This window comes from Thalassoroseus pseudoceratinae (genome assembly GCF_011634775.1).
Taxonomy (GTDB): domain Bacteria; phylum Planctomycetota; class Planctomycetia; order Planctomycetales; family Planctomycetaceae; genus Thalassoroseus; species Thalassoroseus pseudoceratinae.
On sequence record NZ_JAALXT010000001.1, the window covers coordinates 982,089 to 1,006,827 of the forward strand.

20 protein-coding genes are annotated in these 24,739 nt (G+C 55.1%); 12 read left to right on the forward strand and 8 right to left on the reverse strand.

Annotated elements, in window-relative coordinates; genetic code table 11:
* Window positions 1-157 precede the first annotated feature (157 nt).
* From G6R38_RS03640 to G6R38_RS03655, 4 genes are all read right to left on the reverse strand, one after another.
* Window positions 158-631 carry a CBS domain-containing protein gene (locus tag G6R38_RS03640; protein ID WP_166820300.1) on the reverse strand — a complete coding sequence of 158 codons (474 nt, stop codon included), beginning with the start codon at window positions 629-631 and terminating at the stop codon, window positions 158-160.
* A 128-nt stretch (window positions 632-759) separates the two neighbouring features.
* The gene (locus tag G6R38_RS03645) at window positions 760-1,938 is read right to left on the reverse strand and encodes an MBL fold metallo-hydrolase (RefSeq protein ID WP_166820301.1); all 1,179 of its coding nucleotides are present in this window, start codon (window positions 1,936-1,938) and stop codon (window positions 760-762) included.
* 337 nt (window positions 1,939-2,275) lie between these two features.
* Complete coding sequence (locus G6R38_RS03650; protein WP_166820302.1) at window positions 2,276-3,193, reverse strand: DUF1207 domain-containing protein; 918 nt, start codon at window positions 3,191-3,193, stop codon at window positions 2,276-2,278.
* A 122-nt stretch (window positions 3,194-3,315) separates the two neighbouring features.
* Window positions 3,316-3,981 carry a MarR family winged helix-turn-helix transcriptional regulator gene (locus tag G6R38_RS03655; RefSeq protein WP_166820303.1) on the reverse strand — a complete coding sequence of 222 codons (666 nt, stop codon included), beginning with the start codon at window positions 3,979-3,981 and terminating at the stop codon, window positions 3,316-3,318.
* A 178-nt stretch (window positions 3,982-4,159) separates the two neighbouring features.
* On the opposite strand from G6R38_RS03655, the gene G6R38_RS03660 reads away from it, so the two are divergent.
* The 12 genes from G6R38_RS03660 (at window position 4,160) to G6R38_RS03715 (ending at window position 18,369) form a co-directional block, all read left to right on the forward strand.
* Window positions 4,160-4,951, forward strand: a complete 792-nt coding sequence (locus G6R38_RS03660; protein WP_166820304.1) for an SDR family NAD(P)-dependent oxidoreductase — start codon at window positions 4,160-4,162, stop codon at window positions 4,949-4,951.
* 87 nt (window positions 4,952-5,038) lie between these two features.
* Entirely contained in the window at window positions 5,039-6,466 is a 1,428-nt protein-coding gene (locus G6R38_RS03665; protein ID WP_166820305.1) for a DUF6513 domain-containing protein, read from the forward strand.
* A gap of 99 nt (window positions 6,467-6,565) precedes the next feature.
* Window positions 6,566-7,546, forward strand: coding sequence for a phosphoglycerate dehydrogenase (locus tag G6R38_RS03670; protein WP_166820306.1), 981 nt, complete (start codon window positions 6,566-6,568; stop codon window positions 7,544-7,546).
* An 89-nt stretch (window positions 7,547-7,635) separates the two neighbouring features.
* Window positions 7,636-9,375, forward strand: a complete 1,740-nt coding sequence (locus G6R38_RS03675; RefSeq protein WP_166820307.1) for an ABC transporter permease — start codon at window positions 7,636-7,638, stop codon at window positions 9,373-9,375.
* 44 nt (window positions 9,376-9,419) lie between these two features.
* The gene (locus G6R38_RS03680; RefSeq protein ID WP_166820308.1) at window positions 9,420-10,700 is read left to right on the forward strand and encodes a CNNM domain-containing protein; all 1,281 of its coding nucleotides are present in this window, start codon (window positions 9,420-9,422) and stop codon (window positions 10,698-10,700) included.
* A gap of 19 nt (window positions 10,701-10,719) precedes the next feature.
* Complete coding sequence (locus G6R38_RS03685; protein WP_166820309.1) at window positions 10,720-11,754, forward strand: CNNM domain-containing protein; 1,035 nt, start codon at window positions 10,720-10,722, stop codon at window positions 11,752-11,754.
* 319 nt (window positions 11,755-12,073) lie between these two features.
* Window positions 12,074-12,742: a vWA domain-containing protein gene (locus G6R38_RS03690; RefSeq protein WP_166820310.1), complete on the forward strand. Its 669-nt coding sequence runs from the start codon at window positions 12,074-12,076 to the stop codon at window positions 12,740-12,742.
* Window positions 12,743-12,942: 200 nt separating this feature from the next.
* Entirely contained in the window at window positions 12,943-14,613 is a 1,671-nt protein-coding gene (locus G6R38_RS03695) for a hypothetical protein (protein ID WP_166820311.1), read from the forward strand.
* Window positions 14,614-14,674: 61 nt separating this feature from the next.
* The gene (locus G6R38_RS03700) at window positions 14,675-15,925 is read left to right on the forward strand and encodes a hypothetical protein (protein WP_166820312.1); all 1,251 of its coding nucleotides are present in this window, start codon (window positions 14,675-14,677) and stop codon (window positions 15,923-15,925) included.
* Between the two features lie 279 nt (window positions 15,926-16,204).
* Complete coding sequence (locus tag G6R38_RS03705; RefSeq protein ID WP_166820313.1) at window positions 16,205-16,744, forward strand: RNA polymerase sigma factor; 540 nt, start codon at window positions 16,205-16,207, stop codon at window positions 16,742-16,744.
* Window positions 16,745-16,833: 89 nt separating this feature from the next.
* Entirely contained in the window at window positions 16,834-17,640 is an 807-nt protein-coding gene (locus tag G6R38_RS03710) for a DUF3379 domain-containing protein (RefSeq protein ID WP_166820314.1), read from the forward strand.
* A gap of 222 nt (window positions 17,641-17,862) precedes the next feature.
* Entirely contained in the window at window positions 17,863-18,369 is a 507-nt protein-coding gene (locus G6R38_RS03715; RefSeq protein WP_166820315.1) for a hypothetical protein, read from the forward strand.
* A 110-nt stretch (window positions 18,370-18,479) separates the two neighbouring features.
* On the opposite strand, the gene rho is transcribed toward G6R38_RS03715, so the two are convergent.
* The 4 genes from rho to pabB form a co-directional block, all read right to left on the reverse strand.
* On the reverse strand, window positions 18,480-20,324 hold the full coding sequence (rho, locus tag G6R38_RS03720; protein ID WP_240928054.1) for a transcription termination factor Rho: 1,845 nt from the start codon (window positions 20,322-20,324) through the stop codon (window positions 18,480-18,482).
* Between the two features lie 928 nt (window positions 20,325-21,252).
* A complete protein-coding gene (locus G6R38_RS03725) occupies window positions 21,253-22,110 on the reverse strand; it encodes a thioredoxin domain-containing protein (RefSeq protein WP_166820316.1) in 858 nt (285 codons plus the stop codon).
* A gap of 380 nt (window positions 22,111-22,490) precedes the next feature.
* A complete protein-coding gene (locus G6R38_RS03730) occupies window positions 22,491-23,144 on the reverse strand; it encodes an anthranilate synthase component II (RefSeq protein WP_166820317.1) in 654 nt (217 codons plus the stop codon).
* Window positions 23,145-23,172: 28 nt separating this feature from the next.
* Window positions 23,173-24,597, reverse strand: coding sequence for an aminodeoxychorismate synthase component I (gene pabB, locus G6R38_RS03735; RefSeq protein ID WP_166820318.1), 1,425 nt, complete (start codon window positions 24,595-24,597; stop codon window positions 23,173-23,175).
* Window positions 24,598-24,739 lie beyond the last annotated feature (142 nt).

Genomic DNA, 24,739 nt, shown 5'->3' on the forward strand with positions numbered 1-24,739 from the left:
GCAGTATGGACGACAGCCCCGATCAGAACAAGCTTTCCAACCAACGAAAACCGATTCGCCTCGGCTCCGGCTACGGCGTTCGAGTCACAGGTGCAGCAATCGTGACGTTTCGGTCACCATTTCATCACTGCAACTGCCGTATGAGACCTTTAACGCCTCATCCGATCGGATGCTCGCTGCGTTCCATCAGCGAACTCAAATACAGCAAAGCCGAATCCTGACAGGTTGCTTGTGCGAACGTTTGATGAACGGCTCGCAACAGGTCACGACGGCTGATCTGCCCCACGAGTATGCCGTCACGAAGGACTGGCAATCGCCGAAATGACGTTTCCTGAAAAATCTGTGCAATCGACAGCAGATCGACTTCTTCGTCGATGGTGCGGGGTGACGTGTCCATAAATGCTGCAACATCGTTGGTCGGGAGTTGCTGATAGGCGCCTTCCAACACGACGGACATTGAACAACGCTCCGAGAACACCCCAATCAATCGACGCGATGCGTCCACCACAGGTGCCCCGGAAATCTTGTGTTTCAACAGTAACTCGATGGCATCGAATGCGTCCATGTCCGGACGCAGTGTGATGAGCTTTGTGACCATGATATCACGGGCGAGAATCGGCTTGGCGAGCATGACAAGTCCTCCGAATTGTGGTGAGATCGCGGTTGAAGGTGCGATCCAGAATGGTCGAACTCATCCACGCTACCACATGCGACGATAGAAAATCAAATACTTTCTATCGGCAGAGAACCAAGCGTACACTACAGATTGATCACCTGGCGATCTTTGGCCAATTCGATGTGACGCCCCAAGCGGACGGATTGCTCATGACACCACTCATCGAGCTTCATGCGATCTAGCCATTCTCGATCGGGGTCGTGGTGTCCGACGAACGTGCGACCGATCTCGCAAACACGGGCACGCTCGACAACGTCCTCAATCGCGCTGTGTCCCCAATCGATCCGGGGCACACCCTGCGAATTCCCGGTCCCGACGCGGCCGAGGTACTCGTCCATCAAATATTGCCCGTCGAAGTAAGCCACATCGACGTGCTGACAATGAGCACGAACTGATTCCTCAGTTTTCTCACTCCGGATCTGATTGGGGTGATCCGCCACCGCTCCATGACGGAGTTCGTGATCGGTGCAGAAAACGAACGATTTCCCTTTATGCTCAAACCTGTACGCCAAGCAGGGGGTCGAACCGTGATAGGTCGGAAAGGGCGTGATGACTGTTTCGCCGATCACGATTGGAGTGACGGCATCGTGCGTTGAACAGTTTGGGACGCGTTGATCCGTCTCTAGCGGCGAATCATGACAAAGAATCTGCGTCCCGGTGAATTCGGCACTCATCATGCGATAATCCAACGGATCGTCACGGTGAGTGGCCTCGGTCACTTCCTGCGAGAAGACGGCAAATCGATCGTCCAACGCCGCGAGAAACCGATAGTTTCCATAAACTTGCAGACGAAAAGCGGGTTGGGCGAAGCACATACTCGAAAACGGTAACCCGATCCGGTGGTCAAGATGATCGTGCGTGCCGAAGATAGTAAGTTCGCGGTCGTCTCGATCTTTCCAGTCCAGGACTCGCTTCTTGGCAAAGTGGCGAATCCCACTTCCACCATCAATAACGAAGACAAAGCCATCGGAGGTTTCGATCTCGGCACAGGTCGTTTCGCCACCGTAAACGGCGGGGGCGGCCCGTCCGATCGTTTGATAGAGTTTCGCCAGCGATGCTTGGTCGAGTTCACCGCCGAGCAAGTCTTGGATCGTAAACGACTTATCGCCGAATTTTTCCTCAGCCATCGCGAAGACACGTCGCAGGCAATCCGTGGCGATCAGGTCGGCGTACTCGCCAACTTGGGTGGGGTCCGGGAAATATTGCAAACTTCCTTGCGTACCCCAGAACGTGATTCGCAATGACTCGACGCTCTGGTTCATACCCAAGACTCCCCCAGACAATCAACTTTCGAACGTTTCTCCTCCTCCAACCACATCGCTGGTTTTCTACCAGTCCGAGTGATTTGAGACGTTCAGACGTCGACTCCTCCCAGAGAATTTGTCAGATTTGAAAGTTCACAAGGCCGGTACGCAATCTCCAATTGGGTACACCGCCGTCCACAAGACGATCCGGTCTCGCACATATCAAGAATGACGCGAATCTGCACGGAGTTCAACCGAGAAACCAACGGATTCTCTGGCCTGCCAATGAAATCCGTCATCGGGTCGAGTTCTAACAAAGCTGCGGACTAGTGCAAATGGACAAGTCCGGCGAATGCTAGAAATCGTACCAAACTCCGAACCCGAAGGCTTCTTCGTGTTCTTCAATGAACGAATACTGCAACGAGTTACCGTTATAGTACTGCAAACCGATTCGGAATAGCCGTCCCGGTCCGTCAGATCGCCACTGCACGCCCGTCACAATGTTGACACCGCCGGAGAAATCGACTTCTTCCATGATCGTTCCGTTGATCGCAAAGAATGGATCCGGAAGAAATCCTCGACTGGGACGAACGGGAGAATAATCGTACCCAAACTGAAAGTGCCACGGTTCCGAACCGCCCATGTGATGAAATCCGTACTCGGCTTCAGCGTAAACCCTTGAATCAGGCTCCGGGAAGAACCCAACACCGAGAAAGACGGCGTCGCGGAAATACTCCCGAAAAATGTAGTCCGGATTGCGGAACAGAAATTCCTCACCAACGTGGGCACTGAGGTGGTACCAGCCGGCCTTGAGCTGCCAAGGACCTTCGCGATACGTCAATGGGATGCCGACGCGGTAATCAGTCGCATCGAGATCCTGCTCAAATTCCGAGTTCAACCTCGGGAAGATGGCGGCTTCAATGTCGAGTTGCCATCCTTCGGGGTTGTCGTTCCCAGGACGACCGTAGCGGAGAAGCCCTACACGAGCCCCAGCGGTCAATTCCAGAACTTTGTCGTAACCATCGTGCTGAAGTGTCCGTGCCGCCAAGCGTGGTGCTCGTGGATTGCCAAGATAGGAACGATACAACAGCGAGTCCGGCAGCAGTTCCCATTGGCTCGGTTGTTCCAAAGCCAAATGGTACTCGGCGGAGACAACACCTGGCGTTGCGGATTCATCAACGCTTGCGTCCGCGTTGGTCACGATGGCCGCTGGTTCGGTGAGCTCCTGTGCGACCACGGGCGACCAATGAATGGCCAAGTTCAGACCGATCATCAACGTCATCGTACGGAGGAAACATCGTCCTCGCCGACCTCGAATGCATCGGCATTCCATGATGAGAATCTCGCTTCAAACCGGTCACGACGTGGAAATACGGTGAGCTGACACCACGTGCCTCAAGCCGCGTTGGTGCCGGTCGATTCGTTAGGTGCAGTCCAAACCGGTTGCTTGGAGAACTCGGTGAACGATGCCGCCATTCGCGTCATCACCGACTCCAAATGACCACGATCATTGGCATCGAGATTCGCCAACAACTGCTGCATTCGGGTTTCGTGACATTCCTCAACGCGATCGAGCAGTTCCCGTCCGCGATCGGAGAGGATCAGCGATTTCCGACGGCGATCTCTGGGTGCCGTCAGGCGATAGATCAACCCATCGCGACGCATTCGTTCAATGAGCGTGCTGATACTGGATTCGGACTGAAGCAGTTCATCGGCAACTTGTTTCTGAGAACAACCACCGTCACCTGCGTTACGAATCATCTGCAACACACTGTAACGGACGTCGGTGAGGTCGAATTCCGCGAAATGCGAAGCCAGAATTCCCCGCAACTGGTGCGAGACTCGCAATAGCAAGTCGACCGCTCTCGCGGACGTGGTCATTGAAGGATTCGGTTGGGAATCCAACTCATGATCCGCCTCAGACTCTTGCACACCAACGAGTTGCAATGAGTGAGGACGATCCGACTGTGGTGGGTGATATTCAGACATGGCAGTTTCCCACTGACCGACATCGCCGAGCGTGGACGCAGTGTCCAAGTGTGGCTCTTCCAGAATTAGCATGTGTCGTCCTTCCTGATTTCGGCACAGGGGAGTGGTGAGCTGTAGTAAAATATGGAAGATTTAACGATTTTGCCGACATTGACGGATCAGAAATCCGGTGGACCGCTTGGAGTCGCTTCGCCGGGGTGATATGTTGTTCCCGGATGATGTCTTTTGGTTCCGTCTTGTGTCGAACTTCATGAATCAACGATCAGAAAACGACCGCTCCCACACTTTCGCTGATTTACAGGGTCGGCGTGCGGTTGTGACAGGGTCGTCCACCGGCATTGGACGAGCCATCGCCTTGGAATTAGCCCGTGCCGGAGCAGGTGTGCTGGTCCATGCGGCCCACAATGCGGATGCAGCTCGATCGACCGCGGAAGAAGTTCGCGGGCTTGGAGTGTGGTCGGAAGTCATCATGGCGGACTTGGCTGATCCTGTGACCCGCAACCGATTCATCGAACGCGCGTGGAAATGCTGGGACGGCGTCGACATCTGGGTTAACAACGCCGGAGCAGACTTGCTCACGACACCTGCTGCCCGAGCCGACTACGAGAAAAAATTGCGAATTCTGCTCGAAGTTGATGTGTCCGCCAGCGTGTTGATTTCCAAAGCGGTTGGTCAACGCATGAAGTCAGGTGGCGGCGGCGTGATCATCAACATTGGTTGGGATCAAGCGGACCGTGGTATGGAAGGTGATAGTGGGGAACTGTTCGCAGCTAGCAAGAATGCGGTGATGGGATTCACGCGGTCATTGGCCGTGAGTTTGGCACCGGAAGTTCGCGTGAATTGCGTTTCGCCCGGTTGGATTCGCACAAAATGGGGCGAGAATGCCAGCGAGGAATGGCAAAACCGCGTGCTGCGGGAAACACCACTTAACCGTTGGGGCACGCCTGAAGACATCGCCAAAACCACCCGTTTTCTGGTCAGCGATGAAGCCAATTTCCTGACCGGGCAGGTTGTGAACGTCAACGGTGGAGCCGTCCGGTGAGGGCAGGGCTTTGAACGGCCGAATAGGAAGACACGAGAGCCGACTCCTCCAAGTCTGGCGTTCGGTTCCCGTGGGAATTTGAATTCAATGACCAATCCGGCCACACGTGATGAATCCTCGTCCCGCCCCGAGCGAATTCTGTTCGTGACCGGCCGACTCGCCGAAACCGCCCTACGAAACGTGGTCCGGGAAATCGAAAGTTCCGCTGGATTCGAGGCTGACGTTTCCGTCCTCGGAATCAGCGTGGCGGCGTTGATGCACACGAAATGGGTCTCTCGGAAACTCGAAATCACCGAGCAATACGATCGCGTGGTTTTGCCGGGTTGGTGCCAGGGCGACCTTGAGCCGTTGGCGGACCAATTTGGCTGCCAATTCGAGCGTGGACCGAAAGACTTGTACGATCTGCCGCAGTATTTCGGTCGCGGAGCCCGTCCGCCCGTGGCCCTCACGAATTACGACATTGAAATCCTCGCGGAAATCAATCACGCCCCTCGACTGATGGCAACGGAGTTACTCCAACTAGCCGACCGTTATCGGGAAAGCGGCGCGGATGTCATCGACATTGGATGTATCCCGAATGAAAGTTGGAATGGGGTGGCCAACGCCGTGCAGCGGTTATGTGCGAATGGGCATCGGGTGTCGATCGACAGTTTCGATCAACGGGAAGTGGAAGCGGCGGTCGACGCGGGTGCCGAGTGCGTGCTCAGTTGCAACGCGACCAACCGAGACTGGGCCGCGAATCTGCCGGCGGAATTGGTCGTCATTCCCGACGATCCCCGCCACCCCGAAACCATGCAAGCCACGATCGACTGTCTTAACGCAGCCGGAGCGAAGTTCCGTCTTGATCCAATCTTGGAGCCAATCGGTTTTGGTTTCGCAGCATCTCTCGGGCGATACATCGAATGTCGAAAACGCTGGCCGAACATCCCGATGATGATGGGCATTGGCAACCTGACGGAACTGACCGAGGTCGATTCCGCCGGCGTGAACATGCTCTTGGCGGGGTTCTGTCAAGAATTGAACATTGGCAGCGTCTTGACCACAGAAGTGATTCCGTGGTGTCAATCAGCGGTTCGAGAGTTCGACCTCGCACGTCGACAGACTTGGCATAGCGTCAAAACGCAGTCGCTGCCGAAACATATCAGTTCGGACCTGGTTCTATTGCGTGATTCCAAACCAACGATTCGCGGGGAAGACACGTTGCAGGCGATGGCGTCGCAGTTGACGGACCCGAATTTCCGGATCTTCGCCGAACGCGGGGAAATTCACATCATGAACCGTGACGGGTATTGGCGGGGCACCGATCCGTATGCGGTGTTCGACCAACTTGCGGCTGACGTGGGCATCACCGATCCGAGTCATGCGTTTTATCTCGGCTATGAGTTCGCCAAAGCTATTACCGCGCTCACCTTGGGCAAGCAGTATACACAAGACGAGTCCCTCCGCTGGGGCTTTCTGACGGTGCCAGAAATCTCCGCCGTACAACGACGCAAACACGACCGAGACACCAAATGAAAATTCGATGATCCTGGAAAAGCGGACGTAGGCGGCTTGGCGTTTTTCGAGCCGCTCCGCTACTCTGGGGCAACGTCCGAAGTCTTTGGGAGCCCGGCGATGCCAAGCGTTTTGTGTTGTTCGTTGAATGCCGAGGAAGGTCCGCACTTTGAAATCCTTCGCAAAGCGGGGTTTGAAGTCGATGTTGTGGACCGTGCACTCGATCTTTCCAACCCCGAGGTGTTCGCAGATCAACTGCAAAACATAGACGCCACCATTGCCGGGTCGGAACCGTATACGGCCGAGGTTTTGGAGCGTTGCCCACGGTTGCGTGCCATCGCACGAACGGGTGTTGGTTTCGACGCTGTCGACTTGGAGGCTTGCGACTCACGCAAGATTGTCGTGAGTACAACGCCGGGAGTGAATCACCATGCTGTCGCGGAACATACGATTGCCATGCTGATGGCGGTCGCTCGCGGTTGGCCGGACAACGACATGCGTGTTCGAGACGGTCGTTGGAAACGTATTGCGCGTCCGCGGGTGATGGGACGAACGATTGGAATTGTCGGGCTTGGTCGCATCGGCAAAGCGGTTGCCTGGCGTGCCGCCGGACTCGGGATGAATGTGCTGACGTACGAACCATATCCCGATGATGAATTTCTGAAACAACATCGGATTGAATCAGTTGGGTTTGACGAGTTGCTGTCGCGTTCGGATTTCGTCTCGTTACACTTGCCGGCGACGGCAGAGAATCATCATCTGATGAGCACCGAGAATCTCGGCAAGATGAAACCCGGAAGCGTGTTACTCAACACAGCGAGGGGCCGGTTGGTCGACGAACCGGCATTGTGCGAAGCCCTGCGGAGCGGTCATTTGGCGGGAGCCGGTTTGGACGTCTTCGAAACCGAACCGCTACCAACCGACAGCCCGCTTTTGGAATTCGATAACGTGCTTCTCGCGGGACATCTGGCTGGGCTGGATGAGGAATCGCACGAGGACACGTTTTCGATGGCCGCGGAAACGATCATCGCACTCCATCGCGGTGAATGGCCGGGGTTCTGCATTCAGAATTTGAAAAACGTCAAAAACTGGTCGTGGTAAGTTCGAGACCGCTTGAAGTCATCTCACCAGTGATTCCTGTTCTCTGAGACTCATCAACGACGACTGTAATTGAAGTTGGGAGAAATCGCGTGCTTGCCGGTCCGATTTTTGCGAGAGAAGCCCTAACGACGCCACGCCAGTTTCGGCATTTCCTGGTGCGGGCGGGGTACATCGCGGCGTTGTTCCTGCTGATGTTCACGGCGGGGCAGGTCACGTTCGGTTGGAAACAAACCCGAACCGTCGGTGATCTCGCGCGTTTCGGTGCGTTGGTATTCCAAGTATTTTCGCTGGTTCAATTGTCGCTCGTATTGTTCTTCGCCTTGCTGTTCGTCGCGAACAATGTCAGTCAGGAAAAGGATCGTCGCACGATGATTCTGCTATTGATGACCGACATGCGCGACCACGAACTCGTCCTCGGAAAACTGAGCGCGAGCCTACTTAACGTGTTGATCATGTTAGGGATATCGATTCCCGCCTTCGTGCTGCTACACGTGTTAGGTGGGGTGATGCTCAGCCAGATATTTTGGGCCATCGGCATCTGCACAGCCGCAGCAATTGCAGCGGGAAGTTGGGGAGCATTGGTGGCTTTTTGGCGAGAGAAGACGTTCCAAACACTCGCAATCAGCATGCTCGGATTGGTGCTGTTTATCGGTGTCGTGGAAGGACTCTTGCTCGTCATGGGGTCGGACTCCGGCGTCGGTCGTGCGATTGCTCAACTGAATCCGTATCGGTCCTTGTTTTCGGTCCTTAGTCCGTTGCAAGGTCATGTTAGTTTGGCACCGCCGAGTGTCTCGGGCTTGTCCTCGGTGTTGGCGTTGCTCGCCTTGGCGGTTGGCTTGAATGCGGTCACGATTTGGCGACTCCGAATTTGGAATCCGTCGCGGTTCATCTTCTTTCAAGCCAACGCGGATGCCGACGATGCCACCGAACAACGGGCTAAATCTCGCGAAGTTAGAGGCAATCCGGTTTATTGGCGGGAGGTTGGCACCCGGGCGTATGGACGCAAGGTGTTCGCGATCAAACTCGCGTATCTCGTATTGGCTGGGTTTGTGTGTTACGCGATCTCCGGAGCCGTAACACCGGCAATTGATGACGGTCCGCAATTTCTGGGAATGCTCTCAACGCCTGGTTTCGCATTGCTTGCGTTAACGATTCTTGGACTGATCTTGATCAACGCTCAAACCGTGACCTCGATGACCAGCGAACGCGATATGAAGACGCTGGAGTTGCTATTGGTCACTGATATCACCGCCAAGGAGTTCATCTTTGGCAAGCTGTTGGGTTCGCTGTGGAATACGAAAGAACTAATTCTGGTCCCCACCGCGATGATACTCTGGTTCGCCACCGCAGGGTTGGTGAGTTGGGAAAACTTCCTGTATCTGGAAATCGGGTTGTTCACTTTGATTTTGTTCGCAGCGTCGCTCGGACTTCATGCGGGGTTGAGCTTCGAACGGTCTCGTTCCGCCGTCGCCAACAGTCTGGGCACCATATTCTTTCTGTTTATTGGAATCTTCGTCTTTATGATTTTGCTTGTGGAAGCGAGTAGTTCGTTCTTCCTCCAATTCCAAAGTTTCGTGGTCTTCATCGGTGTGGGAAGTATCGCGTTGTATGCATCGTTGCGGCACAAAATCCCGTCCGGTGCGTTAACCCTCTCTGCGGGGATTTTGCCGTTCTTTACGTTTTATGCGATCACTTCGTATTTGCTCGGCGGTTCTTTGGGAGTTTGCTTGACGATTCTCGCCGCCTACGGATTTCCCACGATCGCGATGCTTGTTCCTGCCATCAGTGAGTTCGACATGGCACTCGGACGCACAACGCACGATCGCTAAACTTCGCTCGCTCAATCGCACGACGCCGCCGGACTTGCCCAGCTATGTTTCACGAATTCTTGGAATCTATGCAACTTTGGTCGCATTGGTTGATCGTGATGGGCGGGTTGGTGATCGGGTCCGGTTTCTTCTCCTCGAGTGAAACCGCGTTGTTCTTTCTCTCGCAGGACGAGCTTCGGCGATTTCGTGTTGGCAAAGCACCAGAGCGAATCGCGGCGAGTCTGATGCGAGAGCCCGATCGCTTGCTGACGGCGGTTCTCTTTTGGAACCTGGTCATCAACCTATTGTACTTCGCGGTGACAGTGATTGTGTCGCACAAGCTCGCCGATGCCGGTCAGAGTGCCGCCGCTGCCGGTTTCGGGTTGTTCAGCCTGTTCTTCATCATCCTGATCGGCGAAGTGTTGCCGAAGAGTTTCGCGGTCGTCTTCCGAAAGTTTCTTGCTCGCACGGTTAGCCTACCGCTCAGTGTCGCCGTGAGAATTCTCGACCCGATCATTCCGCATCTTGCTCGGCTCACACGGATTGCCCGTCGAACGTTCTGGCCGGGTTTGGTTCGCGAACCCCATTTGGCCGCCGAGGATTTGGAACGCCTGATCGAAGTCGCTAAGCAAAGTGCCGAAGTGGTCGAACATGAACGGCATGTGTTGCAAAACATATTAGACCTTTCGGTGATTTCAGTGGAGGAAGCGATGCGGCCTCGTGGCACATATGTGACGATGTCGCCACCCGTGAATCTGGCCGACTTGGGCGGCGAAGTTCCCCCCGGGGAAATCATCGCGCTCGTTCCGGAAGGCAGCGACGAAATCTACGCCGCGGTTTCAATGAATCAGGTCCCATTCTCGCAGCAGACGAACTTGGAACGGATTGCCGACGTCGTGCAACCCGTGCCATGGTGTTCCACGCTGACGTACGCCTTGACGGAGATGAAAGCCAATTGGACCAACGTGCTGTCCGTTGTGAACGAATATGGTGAAACGATCGGGATTGTGCTGAAAGATGACATCCTCGACGGCATGCTCGCTGCTCAGCCCAGTCGTGCCCGACGATTGTTGCAGCGGGAACCGGTTGTTGAGGTGAAACCGGGTGAGTTTCATGTCGATGGCGTGACGACGTTACGGTATCTCTGTTTGCGACTTGGCTTGGAATACGAACCCACGCCGGACGGATTGATCACATTGGCCGGACTAATGTATGAATTGCTCGAACATATTCCCGTCGTCGGTGACGAATGCGATTGGCGGGGCTACCACCTGAAGGTGACTGACGTTCCGCAACACGGTTGGATTCGCGTGCTCGTCCGACGAATGGAGTCAGAGTCACTTTGAAAGGGACGTCACAACCCGCATGATATTCTCACTCTTGTCAATTCCCGATAGCTTGCAGTTGATCATCGCTTTGGTGATTTTCGGGGTCGGCTTGCGGTTGTCGGCTTTCTTTAGTGGATCAGAAACCGGCTTCTATCGGCTCAGCTATTTGCGGATCAGCTTGGACGCGAGAACCGGCGAACCGGCGTCGCGACGACTGCTGCAGTTCATGCAGGCACCGAGCACATTCGTTTCTACCGCACTTGTCGGCAACAATGTGGCCAATTATGTGACCACACTGGCGATCGGGATGATCTCCTTGAGTCTGTTCCCCAACCAAGCCGGATCGATGGAACTCGTCGCGACGCTCATGTTGACCCCCGTCGTGTTCATCTTTGGAGAGTTGCTGCCCAAGAATCTCTACTTCCGTGCCCCGATGCACTTCCTCAAACGCGACTCCTGGAAGCTGCAAGCTTGTTACTATGCTCTGCTTCCCGTCAGTTTGCCTTTGATGATGGTGGCTCGCCTGTTCGAGCGGTTCGGAGAAGCGGAAGATGTCCGTACGGGGCGTGTGCTGAGTCGAAATCGACTTACGCAAGCGGTCACGGAAGGGCACCGACAAGGCTTGCTGACAGAGCTTCAGAACAAGCTAGTGCACGGGCTGCTGACCATCGCCGATGAGCCGGTTCAACAGGTCGCCACCGCTCCGGCAATGGTCATCGGATGTGCTGCGGATGCCTCCCGTGCGGAGATGCTCAAGACTGCTCAGCAGTTTGCCTTGCCAGCGATCCCGGTCCACCGGGTCGGCGATCCCAATGCTTGGCATGCCTATGTGCGAACCGTTGATCTGATGGTCACACAGCGTTCCGTCAAAGATCTTTTGCGGGAAATGCCGCGTCTTCCAGCGAAACAAAAGAAGCTGGAAGCACTGCTCCAACTTCGGCGACTGGGGGAAGACTTGGGCGTGTTGGTCGATGAAAACGATCAGGTGACAGGACTCATCCGACAACGAGGCCTGATGGAACATCTCCTCCGTGACCATCACCCCGCGACTCGCAAAATCATGGACGATTGAGCCTCGCACGATTCCGCATGTCGGATTCCGACGGATAATTCCCATTGCAGTAGATCGCATCCCCCCCCCCGACAAAAAGTGTCGCATGCTCACCCAAGTCCAAATCAACCCAGTGTTCCAAAAGATCATGATTGCGATTTGCCAGTGCCCGCATTGACACTGGTCGCGGTACAGTTGCATGGGCGACGAATCGGGATTTTACTCGACAGATTGCGATTATTGGCGATATGATAGATGTGAATTGTTCTCTCATATCAAACACCTCTCTACAAATGATGGGCCGCCTCCCCGACTGCCGGTACGCACAAGGACTTCCTCAATGGCGTTGCAATATGAGACTGACATGACGATCGTTCTCGATCGTTCCGGGTCTATGGGCAGCGTCATCAACGAAACCATCGAGGGTTACAACCGGATGTTGCGGCGGCAACGAGAACTGCCGGACCGCTGCCGACTCACGTTGATCCAGTTCGACGACCGAACCGAATCCGTTTACGTCGCGAAAGATCTCAAGGAAGCAGCGGAGCTAGACTTCGAGACCTACCAACCTCGCGGAGCCACCGCACTTCTGGACGCAATCGGCACCAGCATTCGCTTGGCGTCCACACGGTTACTTGCCATTCCCGAAGACGAACGTCCAAGGCATGTCGTGTTCGTGATTTTGACCGACGGACTTGAAAATGCGAGTTCGGAATTTGATCGCAAACTCGTGTTCGACATGATCCGACATCAACGTCGGCAAAACCGATGGCAATTCGTCTTCTTGGGAGCCAATCAGGACGCGATCGCGGAAGCACGTGGCATTGGAATCCCGGCTCATGCGGCGAGAGGTTTTGAAAGCGAAAATGGTGGGTCGCTGGAAATCTGGGAAACCGTCTGCAAAGGACTTCAGTCGCTGAGGACCAGTCAAACTCGCGAAGTTCCGTTTTTTTCCGCTCCCGACACGCCGGCTCGTCCTCAGAAGACCACCGACCCATCTTCTTCGTAAAACCTGCGAAATCCCTCCGATTGCCAAAATCATTGTTCGCAACGGAAACCACGTTGCCGAAGAAGGAAATCAGCCAAGTCGTTTCCCGGTTCATTGGACTGGCGGTTTAGGCTCTATGTGGGAAGTTTCGCGATTGCTCACCGAGCCATTTCGATTTTCTCAACCTCTCGTCAAATCTTCACTGTTCGCAAGAATATGTTATGTCCTACGCCGACAAGGAAGAATTCACATCCTCCGATCATGTGGTATCCACAATGACGGCGGAACCAAGTTCCCATCAGACCGGGAATACGGCCGCGGATGATTCCGCTACGGATGCCGACGAATTGGTGCTCCAAGACAAGATGCCCGAATGGTTTCGGACCTCGTGGGTGTTTCCCGCTGGCGTTGCGTTACTCGGGGTCTTCTTTCTCTACCTGAGTTACCAACCCCTGTGGCATACCGATCTCTGGGGACACCTTTCCTACGGTCGTGTGCTTGCGGAAGAGGGGTTGGGGGCACTTTACGGTGAAGAACCGCTGATGCCGCTCGCCGTCGGTGTGGATTTCATCGATACCGCCTGGCTGTCGCAGTACCTGACGTACTTGGCTTACGAGAATCTCGGCATTTCCGTGTTGCAGTTCTTGTACGCTGTGAGCATCACCGCATGCGTCTCGATTCTGATGACCCGGTTCTATCGGCACACGCAGAACTTCGTCGTCAGCGTGCTCAGCGTGTGCGCGTTCCTGTGGGTGGATTGGCAGCAACTACTCATTATTCGTCCGCAACTTGCGGGCTTAGCGTGTTTCATCGCGTTGTTTGCGGTACTCACGGCTCGCCAATGGAAATCCGCATTCTGGGTGACGATTCCCGCGTTGATCGGGCTGTGGGCCAACCTGCATGGGTCATTCATCATGGGGTTGGTGCTGATCGGATCGTTCGCAATTGGGCATGGGTTCGATGTGCTCAGACGGACCCGAAACCTGAAAGCCGTCGTGTCCAGCCGACAGACTCAACGCTTGGTCCTTGTGACACAACTGGCAGCGGTTGCCGCATTGATCAATCCGTACGGGTTGGCCCTCTACACAGAGGTGCTCACGTTTGGCAGTAACCCGAATCTCAGTGACCTCATCGAATGGGACGCCTTGAACCTGCGGATGTCCCAGGGACAGGCTGCGGCAGCGATCAGCTTTGCACTCATCGTGTTGTACCGGCTGTCGCCTCGACGTGTGCGTTCGGTCGAAGTCATTCTGCTCGCCGGTTTGGGTGTGGCCACGCTGTGGTATTCCCGCATGATTCTCTGGTGGGCACCGGTGGCAGCCTATTACCTCGCCCGACATGGTGCCGCGGTCTGGAACCGATTGCAGAACCGCTCTCCTGTGGAAAATACCCGCAACGTGGCCAGCTTATGGACGGTCATGGGGTTAGCGTTGATCTGGCTGTGTTTCGCACCGACCAACTTCGCGTTGCGGGTCTTGCATGGCAAGGAACCTAGCCTCCAAAGTCAGCGTCGAATGCTCTCGCCGAACACGCCGATTGATGCAACAGCCCACCTTCAGCAGATGGCGGCGGACGGACGCATTCCCAAAGGCGTGATTTTCAATCCCTATTACTGGGGTGATTACCTTCTGTGGGCCGGCCCCGAGCAACTCGATGTCTTCGTTGCTTCGCACGTGCAATACATCCCGCGCACGGTTTGGGGTCATTATCGCACCGTGTCGATGATGCGGAATAGCTTCGAACAAACTCTGGACCGCTACGGTATCAACTTGATGATCGTGGACAAGTTGTACAGCGGGCGTCTAATCGATCACATGAAACGTGATCCGCAGTGGCGAGTCGAGTTTGAATCAGCGTTGGCTGTGATCTTCACACGCACCGAACCCATCTAGACGTTCCTCATCACCGCCGTGTTTAACTGACCGAATTCTCAATTCACCTTCGGATAATTCGATGCGTCGCCAACAATCCTCATGGAAAACAATCCTCATCGTGCAAGCTCTCTTTCTGGGAGCGTTTGCCGTCGGATTTGCGGCATTGAATGAACGAAACACCAGACGCTTCGAGAAACTCGTCACGCGGACCGAGACTCGTCCAGAACTTCCATTACCACGCCGTGAACCGCTGACGATCGCACCGCTGTACGATGATCCGTCTGTCGTCACGGATGCCGAGTTGGCCGCCGTGTTGGCAAAGATTCGCCCGAAATTCCCGGCATCGCAACGAAAGCCGAACTATGTCGAACACGCGTTGCGAGCGTGGGGGCAATCGGCTGAGTTCCGCGATCCAGAAGTGATGTCCGGCGCGGAACTGCGGGATTTTCTCGTCGACCATAGCCAATACGCGGCTTCGTGGAGTCTGTCCGGTGACGGGCACGACGTGGAGCCGATTCTCGTGGAACAATCGCATGGAATCGATGTCCGCTGGGGCAGTCAGGCCGCACTTTCGGTCCATCACGACCATATGTTAGCCTGCTTGGCGGAAGCTGGGGTGTCGCTCGATGAACGCGTCTTCACGCCGTCTGGGTTGCATCACGATGTGGAAGACATGCTCCAACAAGCCCTGCAAGACTTCCGACTGGACGAACGAGAAACGGAATGGTCGACGTTGTCGTTCGCGTTGTATCTGCCGCCCACCAAGGAATTCCGCACCGCGACCGATCGCCGCATTGATTTCGACATGCTGGCCCGTCGTCTCATTCGTGGACAACGACAACTCGGTGTTTGCAGCGGAACGCATCGTGTGTATTCGCTGATGGTCTTGTGGCGGTTGGATCAGGAATTCGACATTCTCTCCGATGCCGCTGAGGCCGAAGTTTGGAACCATTTGGAAGGCGTCCGTGATTCGATCATCGCGTCCCAGCATCCCGATGGACGTTGGCCGACCAACTGGCCGGATGGCGCGAACGCACTTATCAACCCGGATCCGAACTCTGCCGAGTACCGTGAAGTGATCGCCACTGGTCATCATCTGGAATGGCTCGCCATCGCCCCGTTGGAACTTCACCCACCACGTGAGCAAGTCCGCAAAGCCGCAGCCTGGTTGATTGCAAACACCACCGGCAAAACCGAAGCGGAAATTCGCCAAAAGTACACGTTCTACAGCCATGTCGGAAACGCCTTGGCACTTTGGCGAAACACGCACCCGGCGGTCTTCTGGAAGTCCTGGCAAAGTAACGCTGGCAGTCCCGCAATCGCAGAATGATGCGACTGATCGCCAAGAACGCATTTCGCGTCTGCCTCACATCGCCAGTCGCGACCTTAAAACGGGATGAGTTCTGGTCCATGCTTCACGATTCCGCGATCCATGATCGGCGGCAGCGTTCCCAATCCGACCGCCGGATCTCGCACATCACGCATATTTGACGTGACGAAACGGTCTCCAAAGCGTAAAGTGTGCAGATTGCATCCGAGCCGATTAGCGGATTTCCCAAAGTTGTGGGAATAAAACCGGGGCGGCGGGATCATATCTCTAGGGAGATCCATGGACGACCAGACGATCGAGCCAATCAGTTTGGCGAGTTTGATCGACGATCACTACCAAGTCTTGTATCGGTATGCGTACCGTTTGTCCGGTTCGCAAACGGATGCCGAGGATCTTACCCAACAAACGTACTTGTTGGCTCAGGAGAATTTGGACCAATTGCGTGACCCAACGGCCGCCCGCAGTTGGTTGTTCACAATTTTGCGGAATGCGTACCTGAAGTCGAAGCGGTCTCAACGACATACGAAGACGGTTTCACTGGAACGTGTTGGCGAACCGGAAGAAGAGACAAATCCGCCGAAAACCATCGATGAAAAGAGTTTACAGAATGTAATCGACGAGCTTCCCGACGAATTTCGCATTCCGCTCATCTTGTTCTACTTTGAAGAATTCAGCTACAAAGAGATTGCAAGCCAGTTGGATTTGCCGGCGGGAACCGTAATGAGTCGGCTTTCACGAGGCAAAGAACATCTCCGGAAGAAGTTGCAACCCGTTGCAGTTGAAGTTGCTTCGTCACCCGGGAACATTATTGAGAATTGATTCAGAACCAACGGCGAGAGCAAGGAGTTTTCGCATTTTTTGTCCGACGGTGGAACTGTCGGCTAATCGCAGATTTTTAGGTTTTTCCTATGCATCCTAAAACCGCACTTGAGCAGTTGGAGGCCGCCCGACCGGGCTTCCTCGATCGGGAGGATCCCGATTTGGCTGCCGCTCTCTCCGCCATTGAAGATGACCCCGCCGCTTGCAAACTATTCGAGCAACGACAAGCAACCGATCGGCTCATCGGAGAAACAATCCGATCGGTCCCAATTCCTGAGGGGCTTCGCGAGCGACTCCATGCCGCCGTAACGGAGAAAACTCAGGTCGCGAATACTCCAGACTCGCCTCAGAAGCCCACGACAAGATCGCGTCGCTACTTTCGCGGTGTGGCCGCTGCCGTGTTGACCTTCTCGTTCGTCTTGGGTTTTTGGCTCATTCAGTCGCAACCGTCACAAATTGACTTGGTGGAAGTCCAAACTGGCATTCCATTTGAGACAGATTCCGTTAACGCCCTGCCGGCGTTCCAAGGGGACTTCGAACCGATTTTGCCTTCGGGTGGTTGGCTCGACGAACGTCGTATTTCCTTCGGCCCGTCGATCAAAGGTTTCCCGGTCGATGCGGCCTCGCACTCGATCGCCGTCCGAGAATTTCGATTCCGGGATCCACGAAGTTCCCATCGATCTGATTTACGGGGCGTGCTCTTAACGATTCCGACCGATCGGGTTAGCTCCGTGCCTGAAGGGCATTCTTTCATGGATGGCGCTTATCGTTCCATCGCCACCCGACATGGGTTGGCCATCCGAAGTTGGCAAGAAGACGGTCTTGTTTACGTCTGCTTCGTGCCGATCTCACAGCAAGATGCTCTTGTTCGCTCGCTGGAAGTCCGCCCCGTCTGACATCACGTGGGGTGACGAATTGCGATTCACTTCACTCGACTCCCTCTCGCAGCCGATAAGATCAATAGTGACCACTGCGAACACCGAAACGTTGCGTGGTCCAGTGATGGTTGCGATCAGGCCCAGTCTAGCTTGCGCGTAGTGACTGTCGGTTCACTGAAGAGCCGCACTTGTTGAACGCGACGCATAAGCGACATGCGCTGTTGTGGGGGAGTGGAACCAATGCGAGTGTACCTAACCGGGCTGCTGTTCGGCCTGACACTTCTCACGGCAGGTTTCGGTGAGGCCGCCGAACCTCAGACATCTACGATCATCTGGCCACCGGCGGCAATCGCGGAATCACCGAACCGGGCTCTTGCGAAACCAATCGTTTCGTCACCACCGCTCACAATCCCCCAGGAGCGATTGGAACGATATGAACGCACAACCGATACCGTTGCCGATACCTGGACTACACCTGCACCGATTGTAGACGTGGACACGCCTCCGACGATCATCAGTCCAGTGATCGAACTCCCGCCTCGCGACACCCGCACCCCGTCTGCTGAAGAGCAGGCATGGGAGCAAATCCGCCAACGGGAACGCATCCGTGCGAACGCAAGACGTGCGCGAATCGCTTATCGCAAGGCGATCGGTTACTCTACGGCTCGTCCCACGCTTCGCGGGTCGATCTTTCCTCCGCAACGGATCTACCGTCCGGTCAATCCGTATGGATTTCCGGTGCGTTAAAACGAACCGCGATTTTAAGTTGCAACGGTTGCCGGATTTCCTTGAGGAAAACCAGAGAGTTGAAAGGCGAGACGGCAGCGAATCGCGTTGACGAACCGCAGCCTCCCACGCTACAGCACGTTGCGAATCTTCTGTAAGAACTCGGCGTTGGAAGGGAACATTTCCAGCTTCCGTGTCAGCTCTTCCATTGCTTCCGTGGGATTCAGCGAGACCAAACTCCGCCGAAGCAGCGTCACGGTGTCGAGAGTTTCCGGTTCGAGGATTTTCTCTTCGCGACGAGTTCCGGACTTGCCGATGTCGAGAGCCGGCCAAATGCGACGGTCCGCAAGATCCCGACTCAGAATCGCTTCCATGTTGCCGGTCCCTTTGAACTCTTGGAAGATCGCGTCGTCCATTCGGCTACCGGTGTCGATCAGAGCGGTCGCCAAGATCGTCAACGATCCACCTTCTTCGAACCGACGAGCAGTCCCGAAGATCTTTCGCGGAATGTCCATCGCTTTGACATCCAAACCGCCTGTCCCGGTCCGTCCACTGTTTCCGACCCACTTGTTGAAGGCCCGAGCGGTTCGAGTGATGCTATCGAGCAGCACGAACACTTCACCACCAGCTTCCGCCAGCCGCTTGGCACGCTCGATCAACAATTGGCTGACTCGAATGTGACTTTCGACCTCACGGTCCATCGACGAAGCGATGACTTCGCCGTTGGTGCTGCGGCGAATCTCGGTCACTTCTTCCGGACGCTCGTCGATGAGCAGGACCATCAACTTCATCTCTGGATGATTCTCGCTCACGGCGGCGGCGATGTCGTGGAGCAACATCGTTTTCCCGGAACGCGGTGGAGCCACCAGCAGGGCACGCTGACCTTTCCCAATCGGAGTCAGCAAATCCATTACTCGCATGGTGATGGGGCGTGGTCCAGTCTCGAGCCGAATTTGCTCGAACGGATTGACCGGTGTCAGCTCATCGAAATGCCGAATCTTCTGGTACTCTTCGATGGTCCGACCGTCGATAGTTTCGATCGATTTCAGTCGAGGACCTTGCCCTTTGGTGCCAGGTCCGACTTCCCCACGAATCAACACCCCTTCACGCAGCCCATGCTTGTCAATGAAGGAACTGGATACGAAAGCGTCGGAATCTTGGGCGGAGTAGTTCTTCTCGGGGCTTCTCAAGAAACCGTAGTTCTTGGGGTGCAACTCGAGCACACCTTCGATCGTCCCGGTGATGTCCTCGTTGCTTTGATCGTAGGACCGTGTTCGCGTGGTTCGCGATCGACCACGATTTCCACGAGAGTTGTGGGAGCCGCCTGAATTTTGATTGTCGTTGTCACGCGATCGGCGTCGTCGCCGACGTCGTCGCCGACGGCCACCAGATTCGTCATCGGAATTGCGAGGAGGGCGGGTGTCGGCTGACGAGGAACGCTCGTCCGATTCACTCGACGATTGAACTTCGTCCTGCCGAGATTCCGATTGTGACTCGACAAACTCCGCTGATTCTTCTTTTGCAGACGCCACGGGCTCAACCGGTGGGCTTTCTACCGCTTCAGCTTTGGGCTCGTCCGCTTCTGGCTCTTCGGCCTTTGTTTTCGCGGACTTTCGAGTCCGTGTCTTGGTGGTGGACGCCTTCGTGGTCATCGCTTTGGTGCGTCTTCGGCGAGTTTTTGTCTTCGGTTCCGGTTCGATGCCGGCTCCGAAATCGTCGGTTTCGGTCGCGCCGTCGTCGGCCGTTGGTTCTGGTTCGGCCTCCGCTTTCTTTCGCGTCGTTCGACGACGGCGGGTGGTCGTGCTTTTGCTCTTTTTGGTTTCTTCCGCCGCGGAGTCTTCGTTCAGCGACGATTCCGCATTCTCGGTCTCGGCGGAAGTTGACTCGTCATTCACAGTGTCTTCCGCGGTAGACTTTTTGCGAGACACGCGACGACGAGTGGTGCGAGCAGTCGACGTTGAACCCTGAGTTGGCATAAACCGATTCCGTTGATTTTCCGTTAACAAAGATTGACGCAGCGAAAAGCTCGTGCGTAACGAGCCGATCCAGCCTCGCTTCGGATTGTGAAGAGCCAACTAAGCTTGAAGATGGCTAGAGTCGCCATGCGCTCGATTCCGATTGAAAACCTTAAATCAGCAATCTGGCAGTAGATTTCCCGATACCAACGGTGATTCCACGAACCCATTCGGCGCGGCCGAACCCGTCGGACAAAGGAAGCTACGGAGTAGCGAAAACTGCTTTTGCGCGGCCGGGAATTCGATTTCGCGTTTCCCGAAACCCGCTGACCATTGACTAAGTAGAAACGAGTGCGTTGCCAAGGAACGACTACCGAAACAGGTCAAAACAACCCGTTCAACCGTCGCCCTTACGACTCTTCGACCTGGATTCTTTCAGCTGATGATCCACGAAGGTGTTTGTGACACACGGACACACTGAACCCTCAGTTGACGCTCAATGAAACGCTAGCGATGACCCCAGTAAAAACCCATCAGAGAGACTGGGCGTCACAGCTAACTGGCCTGCAAGCAAATCTTGCTAAACCTCACGGAGCCCACCACATGAATCCAAGCCCGAACGTAACAACGGGCCAGCTTCAGCCACACCCCTCGAAGCAAAGTCATGCACCCAGTTCTCACAAACATCAATGTGAGGATTTAAGCGATGAGCCCAAACCAACTGAGAACCAAAAGAGGAGCGTTGAATTGATAATGTGATGGGAAGTTGATAGCAACAACTTCAACCGAGAAACTAGAAAAGAGACCTCAGGGAGATGTTTAACACCCCTCCAAATCTCAATTACCAAAACTGTGCGTATCATAACGGATCATGAAGTTCTGTCAATCGCACTCGTCCGGCTTTCGGTCGTTTTTCAAAGTTTTCCGATGGATTGTCCGGTGTGTTAACTCAGCGTGTGACAGTGGTTTCCAGCTGATCCACTCGCAAGACATGTCGTGTTCGCGTGTAACGGATCGGGTGTTGCTTGAACTCGGTTCGAGTTTCCTCGGTGGTGAAGAGATATAGCGAACCGTCGAAGTATGCACCGTATTTCGTTGTGCCGGTGATCGCCCGATCGGTGCGATAGAGAACGACCGGATCGCAACCAAGTAGCTGGGGCACAAATTGTTCGGGATTGGCCTCGAAGGATTTCTTTTCCGCCGCGCTTGCACAGCGATACGTGACCCCTTGGTGTTCGACTTCAAATTTTTTCTGTCCGCGTCGCCACTCCCGCCAATTCGACAGGGAAACCGGGCAGTAGCCTTCCAATCCCAGTTGGAAGGTCTTCGGCTTCACTGCAATTTCCGCCGGCTTGGGTGGTTGGCGATCTTCGTGGGATTTGCTCACGAATTTTGCGGCGACGCGATTCATTCGCGCGAGATACTCAGACTTCGGCTGATATCCGAAATCCAGCGAAATGACTTTCCCATCGGGAGATAGCAACAGATCAGCTGGCAGCGAGCGGATGCCATACTGTTTGAGTAATTCTGGGTGTCGGTCTGCGTCGACTTTGACACCGACAAACCGGTTCTTCAATTCCCGAGCCAGTTCGCCAGAACGAAGAACTTCGCGTTCCATTCGTCGACACGGCCCGCACCAAGCGGCATGAAAATGCACGAGTACAGGCCGATTGAGTTTCTGCCCAATCGCCTGTGCTTGGCGAAAGTCATTGACCCAGCCCGGTCCAGCCGCGATTACCGACGCCCCAGAGGCCGCCAGCACACCGCCGACCAAAACGATCCAGTGGAAAAGATGCCCAATTCGCATGTTAGAACAGTCTACTTTTCACGGTCGTGCGTATCGTCATGCGGAACATGAAGACTTAAGGACTGCTAACATCCCAGCGAAACTCTCTCGTGAGTGTTCCAGCCGAAATCAGCGTCTCGCCGATGTTCCAGACAACCGATCTCCATACGGAAACGCGTCGATGCCAATGCTCAACAACGTCGCCGCAAAATGCCGACGAGGGTTGATTACCTCGTCCTGTTGGATCGTATCGACCAGTTCAGTAGGGGCACGTCGATTCTGGTTGGTTGGCTCCGTCTCGAAACTGCCGATCGAGCGCAGTTGTGCCGGTCGTATCGAACCAGTGGGCCGCACGATCGTTACAATCGTTCCCATCGCACCGGTTCTGAAAACCCGAACACTCACCAATGAATCGGGCCGTCGTAGGACGGCAAGTTTGTGTCGCGTGGTGACGGAATCCATTCCGCTGGGCAATCGTATGGAGTGTCGATGCCGCTCAATTGCAAGAAATTCCAGAGCAGGCGGTGCCCAGAGTCGGTGAGAATAGACTCGGGATGGAACTGCACCCCCATCACCGGCCGATCCCGATGACGCAGCGCCATCGGGATGTTCTCCGGCGTTCGTGCGGTGATCTCCAACTCTGGGGGAAGCGTTGATTCATCCACGATCAAAGAGTGATACCGCGTGGCTTCCAAGGGTTCCGGAAGATCGTGAAAGAGTCCTTGGGCGTCATGATGAACGGGACTGGTCTGTCCGTGTACCGGCCGAGGAGCACGGACAATATGTCCTCCAAACGCGGCGGCAATTGCTTGATGTCCTAAGCACACGCCGAGAATGGGCACGCGAGAACCGAGACGCTGCACCAACTCCACACTCACGCCAGCTTCAGCAGGACTACACGGTCCCGGTGACAACACAATGGCCGTCGGTGCGAGGGACATCACCTCATCCACAGAGACATCGTTTCGCCGGACGACGGTTTGGCAGTGCAACTCCTCGAAGTAGCGCGCTAAGTTGTAAACGAAGCTGTCGAAATTGTCGATCAGAAGAATCATGGTGCGTCACACTCGAAGCCCGAGGTTATCAGGGCAGGGCACGCAGCATTCCTTCGGCTTTATGCCACGTCTCTTCGTACTCGGCCTGTGGAGTGGATTGAGCGACGATCCCGCCGCCCACCGAACATTGCAGCCAACCATGTCTTCCAACAAATGTCCGAATCAGGATGTTGCTGTCAAACGCGCCGTTCAACCCCGCCCAGAAGAGGTTTCCACAGTAGGGACCGCGAACCGTCGTTTCAAGTTCGGCGATAATCTCCATGGCACGGATTTTGGGTGCACCGGTGATCGATCCACCGGGGAATGAAGCTCGGATCAAATCAGCGGCGGAAAGTCCGGCTTTCAATCGCCCTTGGACCACCGAGACCAAGTGCTGCACGGTCTCGAAACTCTCCACCTGACACAACTGTGGAACCCGAATCGAACCGGCCTCGCAAACGCGGGATAAGTCGTTTCGTAGCAAATCGACAATCATCACATTCTCGGCTTGGTCCTTTTCACTCGCCTTGAGTTCAGCAGCCGAATACAAGTCCGCTTCCGGACGACTGCGACGCCGTCGCGTACCCTTGATCGGTCGGGTCTCCACGAAACCATCATTGATCTGCACGAACCGCTCTGGTGAAGCACTGGCAAGAAACCAGTCGTCCCATCGAAAAAATCCTGCAAATGGAGCCGGATTCGATTGCCGCAACCGTGCATACAATTCCAATGGCGAACACGACTGAGCCGCTAACAATCGCTGTGAAAGATTCGCCTGAAAGATGTCGCCAGCGTTGATGTACTCAATGACGCGTTCCACCGCCCGCAAATACTGATCTGACGAAAAGTTGCTCGTGACGGACGGCCAATTCTCCAGAGTGTGCTGAGCCTCGGGAACCAATGAGTTGGCGGAGAGTGGCTGCTCGACAATTGCAGTGGCGTTTTTCAGTCGTGACAGGACTTGCGACATTCGTTCCTGAGACCGTCGCTGTCGGCTGTGGTCATCGGTACGATTCGGCAGCCCTTGTGAAATAATCCATGCCTGATCGGTGTGATGATCCCACGCAATCACCCAGTCGTAAATTCCCACTGCTAAGTCGGGAATCTGAAATTCATCACGGTGAGCACGTGGAATTCGTTCCCAAGCGCCCCCCAACTCGTAACCAAGCAGACCAATCGCGCCGCCCTGGAACGGGGGCAGATCGGGTTGAGGTGGTGTGCTCCAGGTGGCAAGCTGCGACCAAATGGGTTCAAGCGGTTCTTCACCAAAACGAACGCGGTCTCGCTGAAAGCAGCGAATCGGATCAGCGGTCACGTAGGAATAACGGCCCAACGCAGGCGACGTCTTCACACTCTCGAGCACCGCCAAATGCGGCCAATCTGCGAACGCCCGTGCGACGGTCGAAACATCCGGAACAGATCCGAGTTCGTGGACGAGAGGAAACTCCCGAGCTGGGGAAATCGATGCGGACATGCAAGCCGATCAAACACGACAATCCAACAAAAACCTGACAATGAAGCCGTTGATTCTAGTTGGAATCCGAATTTTCGCCAGCCTACCTTGTGCGATCAAGACGCCAATTGCATTGCGAGAACGGGCGAAAGCCTTCAGACTG

Bases quoted from the DNA above. Each gene is read 5' to 3' on its own strand.
- G6R38_RS03715 (WP_166820315.1), top strand. From the start codon at position 17,863: ATGCGAGTGTACCTAACCGGGCTGCTGTTCGGCCTGACACTTCTCACG.
- G6R38_RS03725 (WP_166820316.1), bottom strand. From the start codon at position 22,110: ATGCGAATTGGGCATCTTTTCCACTGGATCGTTTTGGTCGGCGGTGTG.
- G6R38_RS03685 (WP_166820309.1), top strand. From the start codon at position 10,720: ATGATATTCTCACTCTTGTCAATTCCCGATAGCTTGCAGTTGATCATC.
- G6R38_RS03660 (WP_166820304.1), top strand. From the start codon at position 4,160: ATGAATCAACGATCAGAAAACGACCGCTCCCACACTTTCGCTGATTTA.
- G6R38_RS03640 (WP_166820300.1), bottom strand. From the start codon at position 631: ATGCTCGCCAAGCCGATTCTCGCCCGTGATATCATGGTCACAAAGCTC.
- pabB (WP_166820318.1), bottom strand. From the start codon at position 24,597: ATGTCCGCATCGATTTCCCCAGCTCGGGAGTTTCCTCTCGTCCACGAA.
- G6R38_RS03690 (WP_166820310.1), top strand. From the start codon at position 12,074: ATGGCGTTGCAATATGAGACTGACATGACGATCGTTCTCGATCGTTCC.
- G6R38_RS03655 (WP_166820303.1), bottom strand. From the start codon at position 3,981: ATGCTAATTCTGGAAGAGCCACACTTGGACACTGCGTCCACGCTCGGC.
- G6R38_RS03705 (WP_166820313.1), top strand. From the start codon at position 16,205: ATGGACGACCAGACGATCGAGCCAATCAGTTTGGCGAGTTTGATCGAC.
- G6R38_RS03665 (WP_166820305.1), top strand. From the start codon at position 5,039: ATGACCAATCCGGCCACACGTGATGAATCCTCGTCCCGCCCCGAGCGA.
- rho (WP_240928054.1), bottom strand. From the start codon at position 20,324: ATGCCAACTCAGGGTTCAACGTCGACTGCTCGCACCACTCGTCGTCGC.
- G6R38_RS03710 (WP_166820314.1), top strand. From the start codon at position 16,834: ATGCATCCTAAAACCGCACTTGAGCAGTTGGAGGCCGCCCGACCGGGC.
- G6R38_RS03670 (WP_166820306.1), top strand. From the start codon at position 6,566: ATGCCAAGCGTTTTGTGTTGTTCGTTGAATGCCGAGGAAGGTCCGCAC.
- G6R38_RS03645 (WP_166820301.1), bottom strand. From the start codon at position 1,938: ATGAACCAGAGCGTCGAGTCATTGCGAATCACGTTCTGGGGTACGCAA.
- G6R38_RS03730 (WP_166820317.1), bottom strand. From the start codon at position 23,144: ATGATTCTTCTGATCGACAATTTCGACAGCTTCGTTTACAACTTAGCG.
- G6R38_RS03650 (WP_166820302.1), bottom strand. From the start codon at position 3,193: ATGATCGGTCTGAACTTGGCCATTCATTGGTCGCCCGTGGTCGCACAG.
- G6R38_RS03695 (WP_166820311.1), top strand. From the start codon at position 12,943: ATGTCCTACGCCGACAAGGAAGAATTCACATCCTCCGATCATGTGGTA.
- G6R38_RS03700 (WP_166820312.1), top strand. From the start codon at position 14,675: ATGCGTCGCCAACAATCCTCATGGAAAACAATCCTCATCGTGCAAGCT.
- G6R38_RS03680 (WP_166820308.1), top strand. From the start codon at position 9,420: ATGTTTCACGAATTCTTGGAATCTATGCAACTTTGGTCGCATTGGTTG.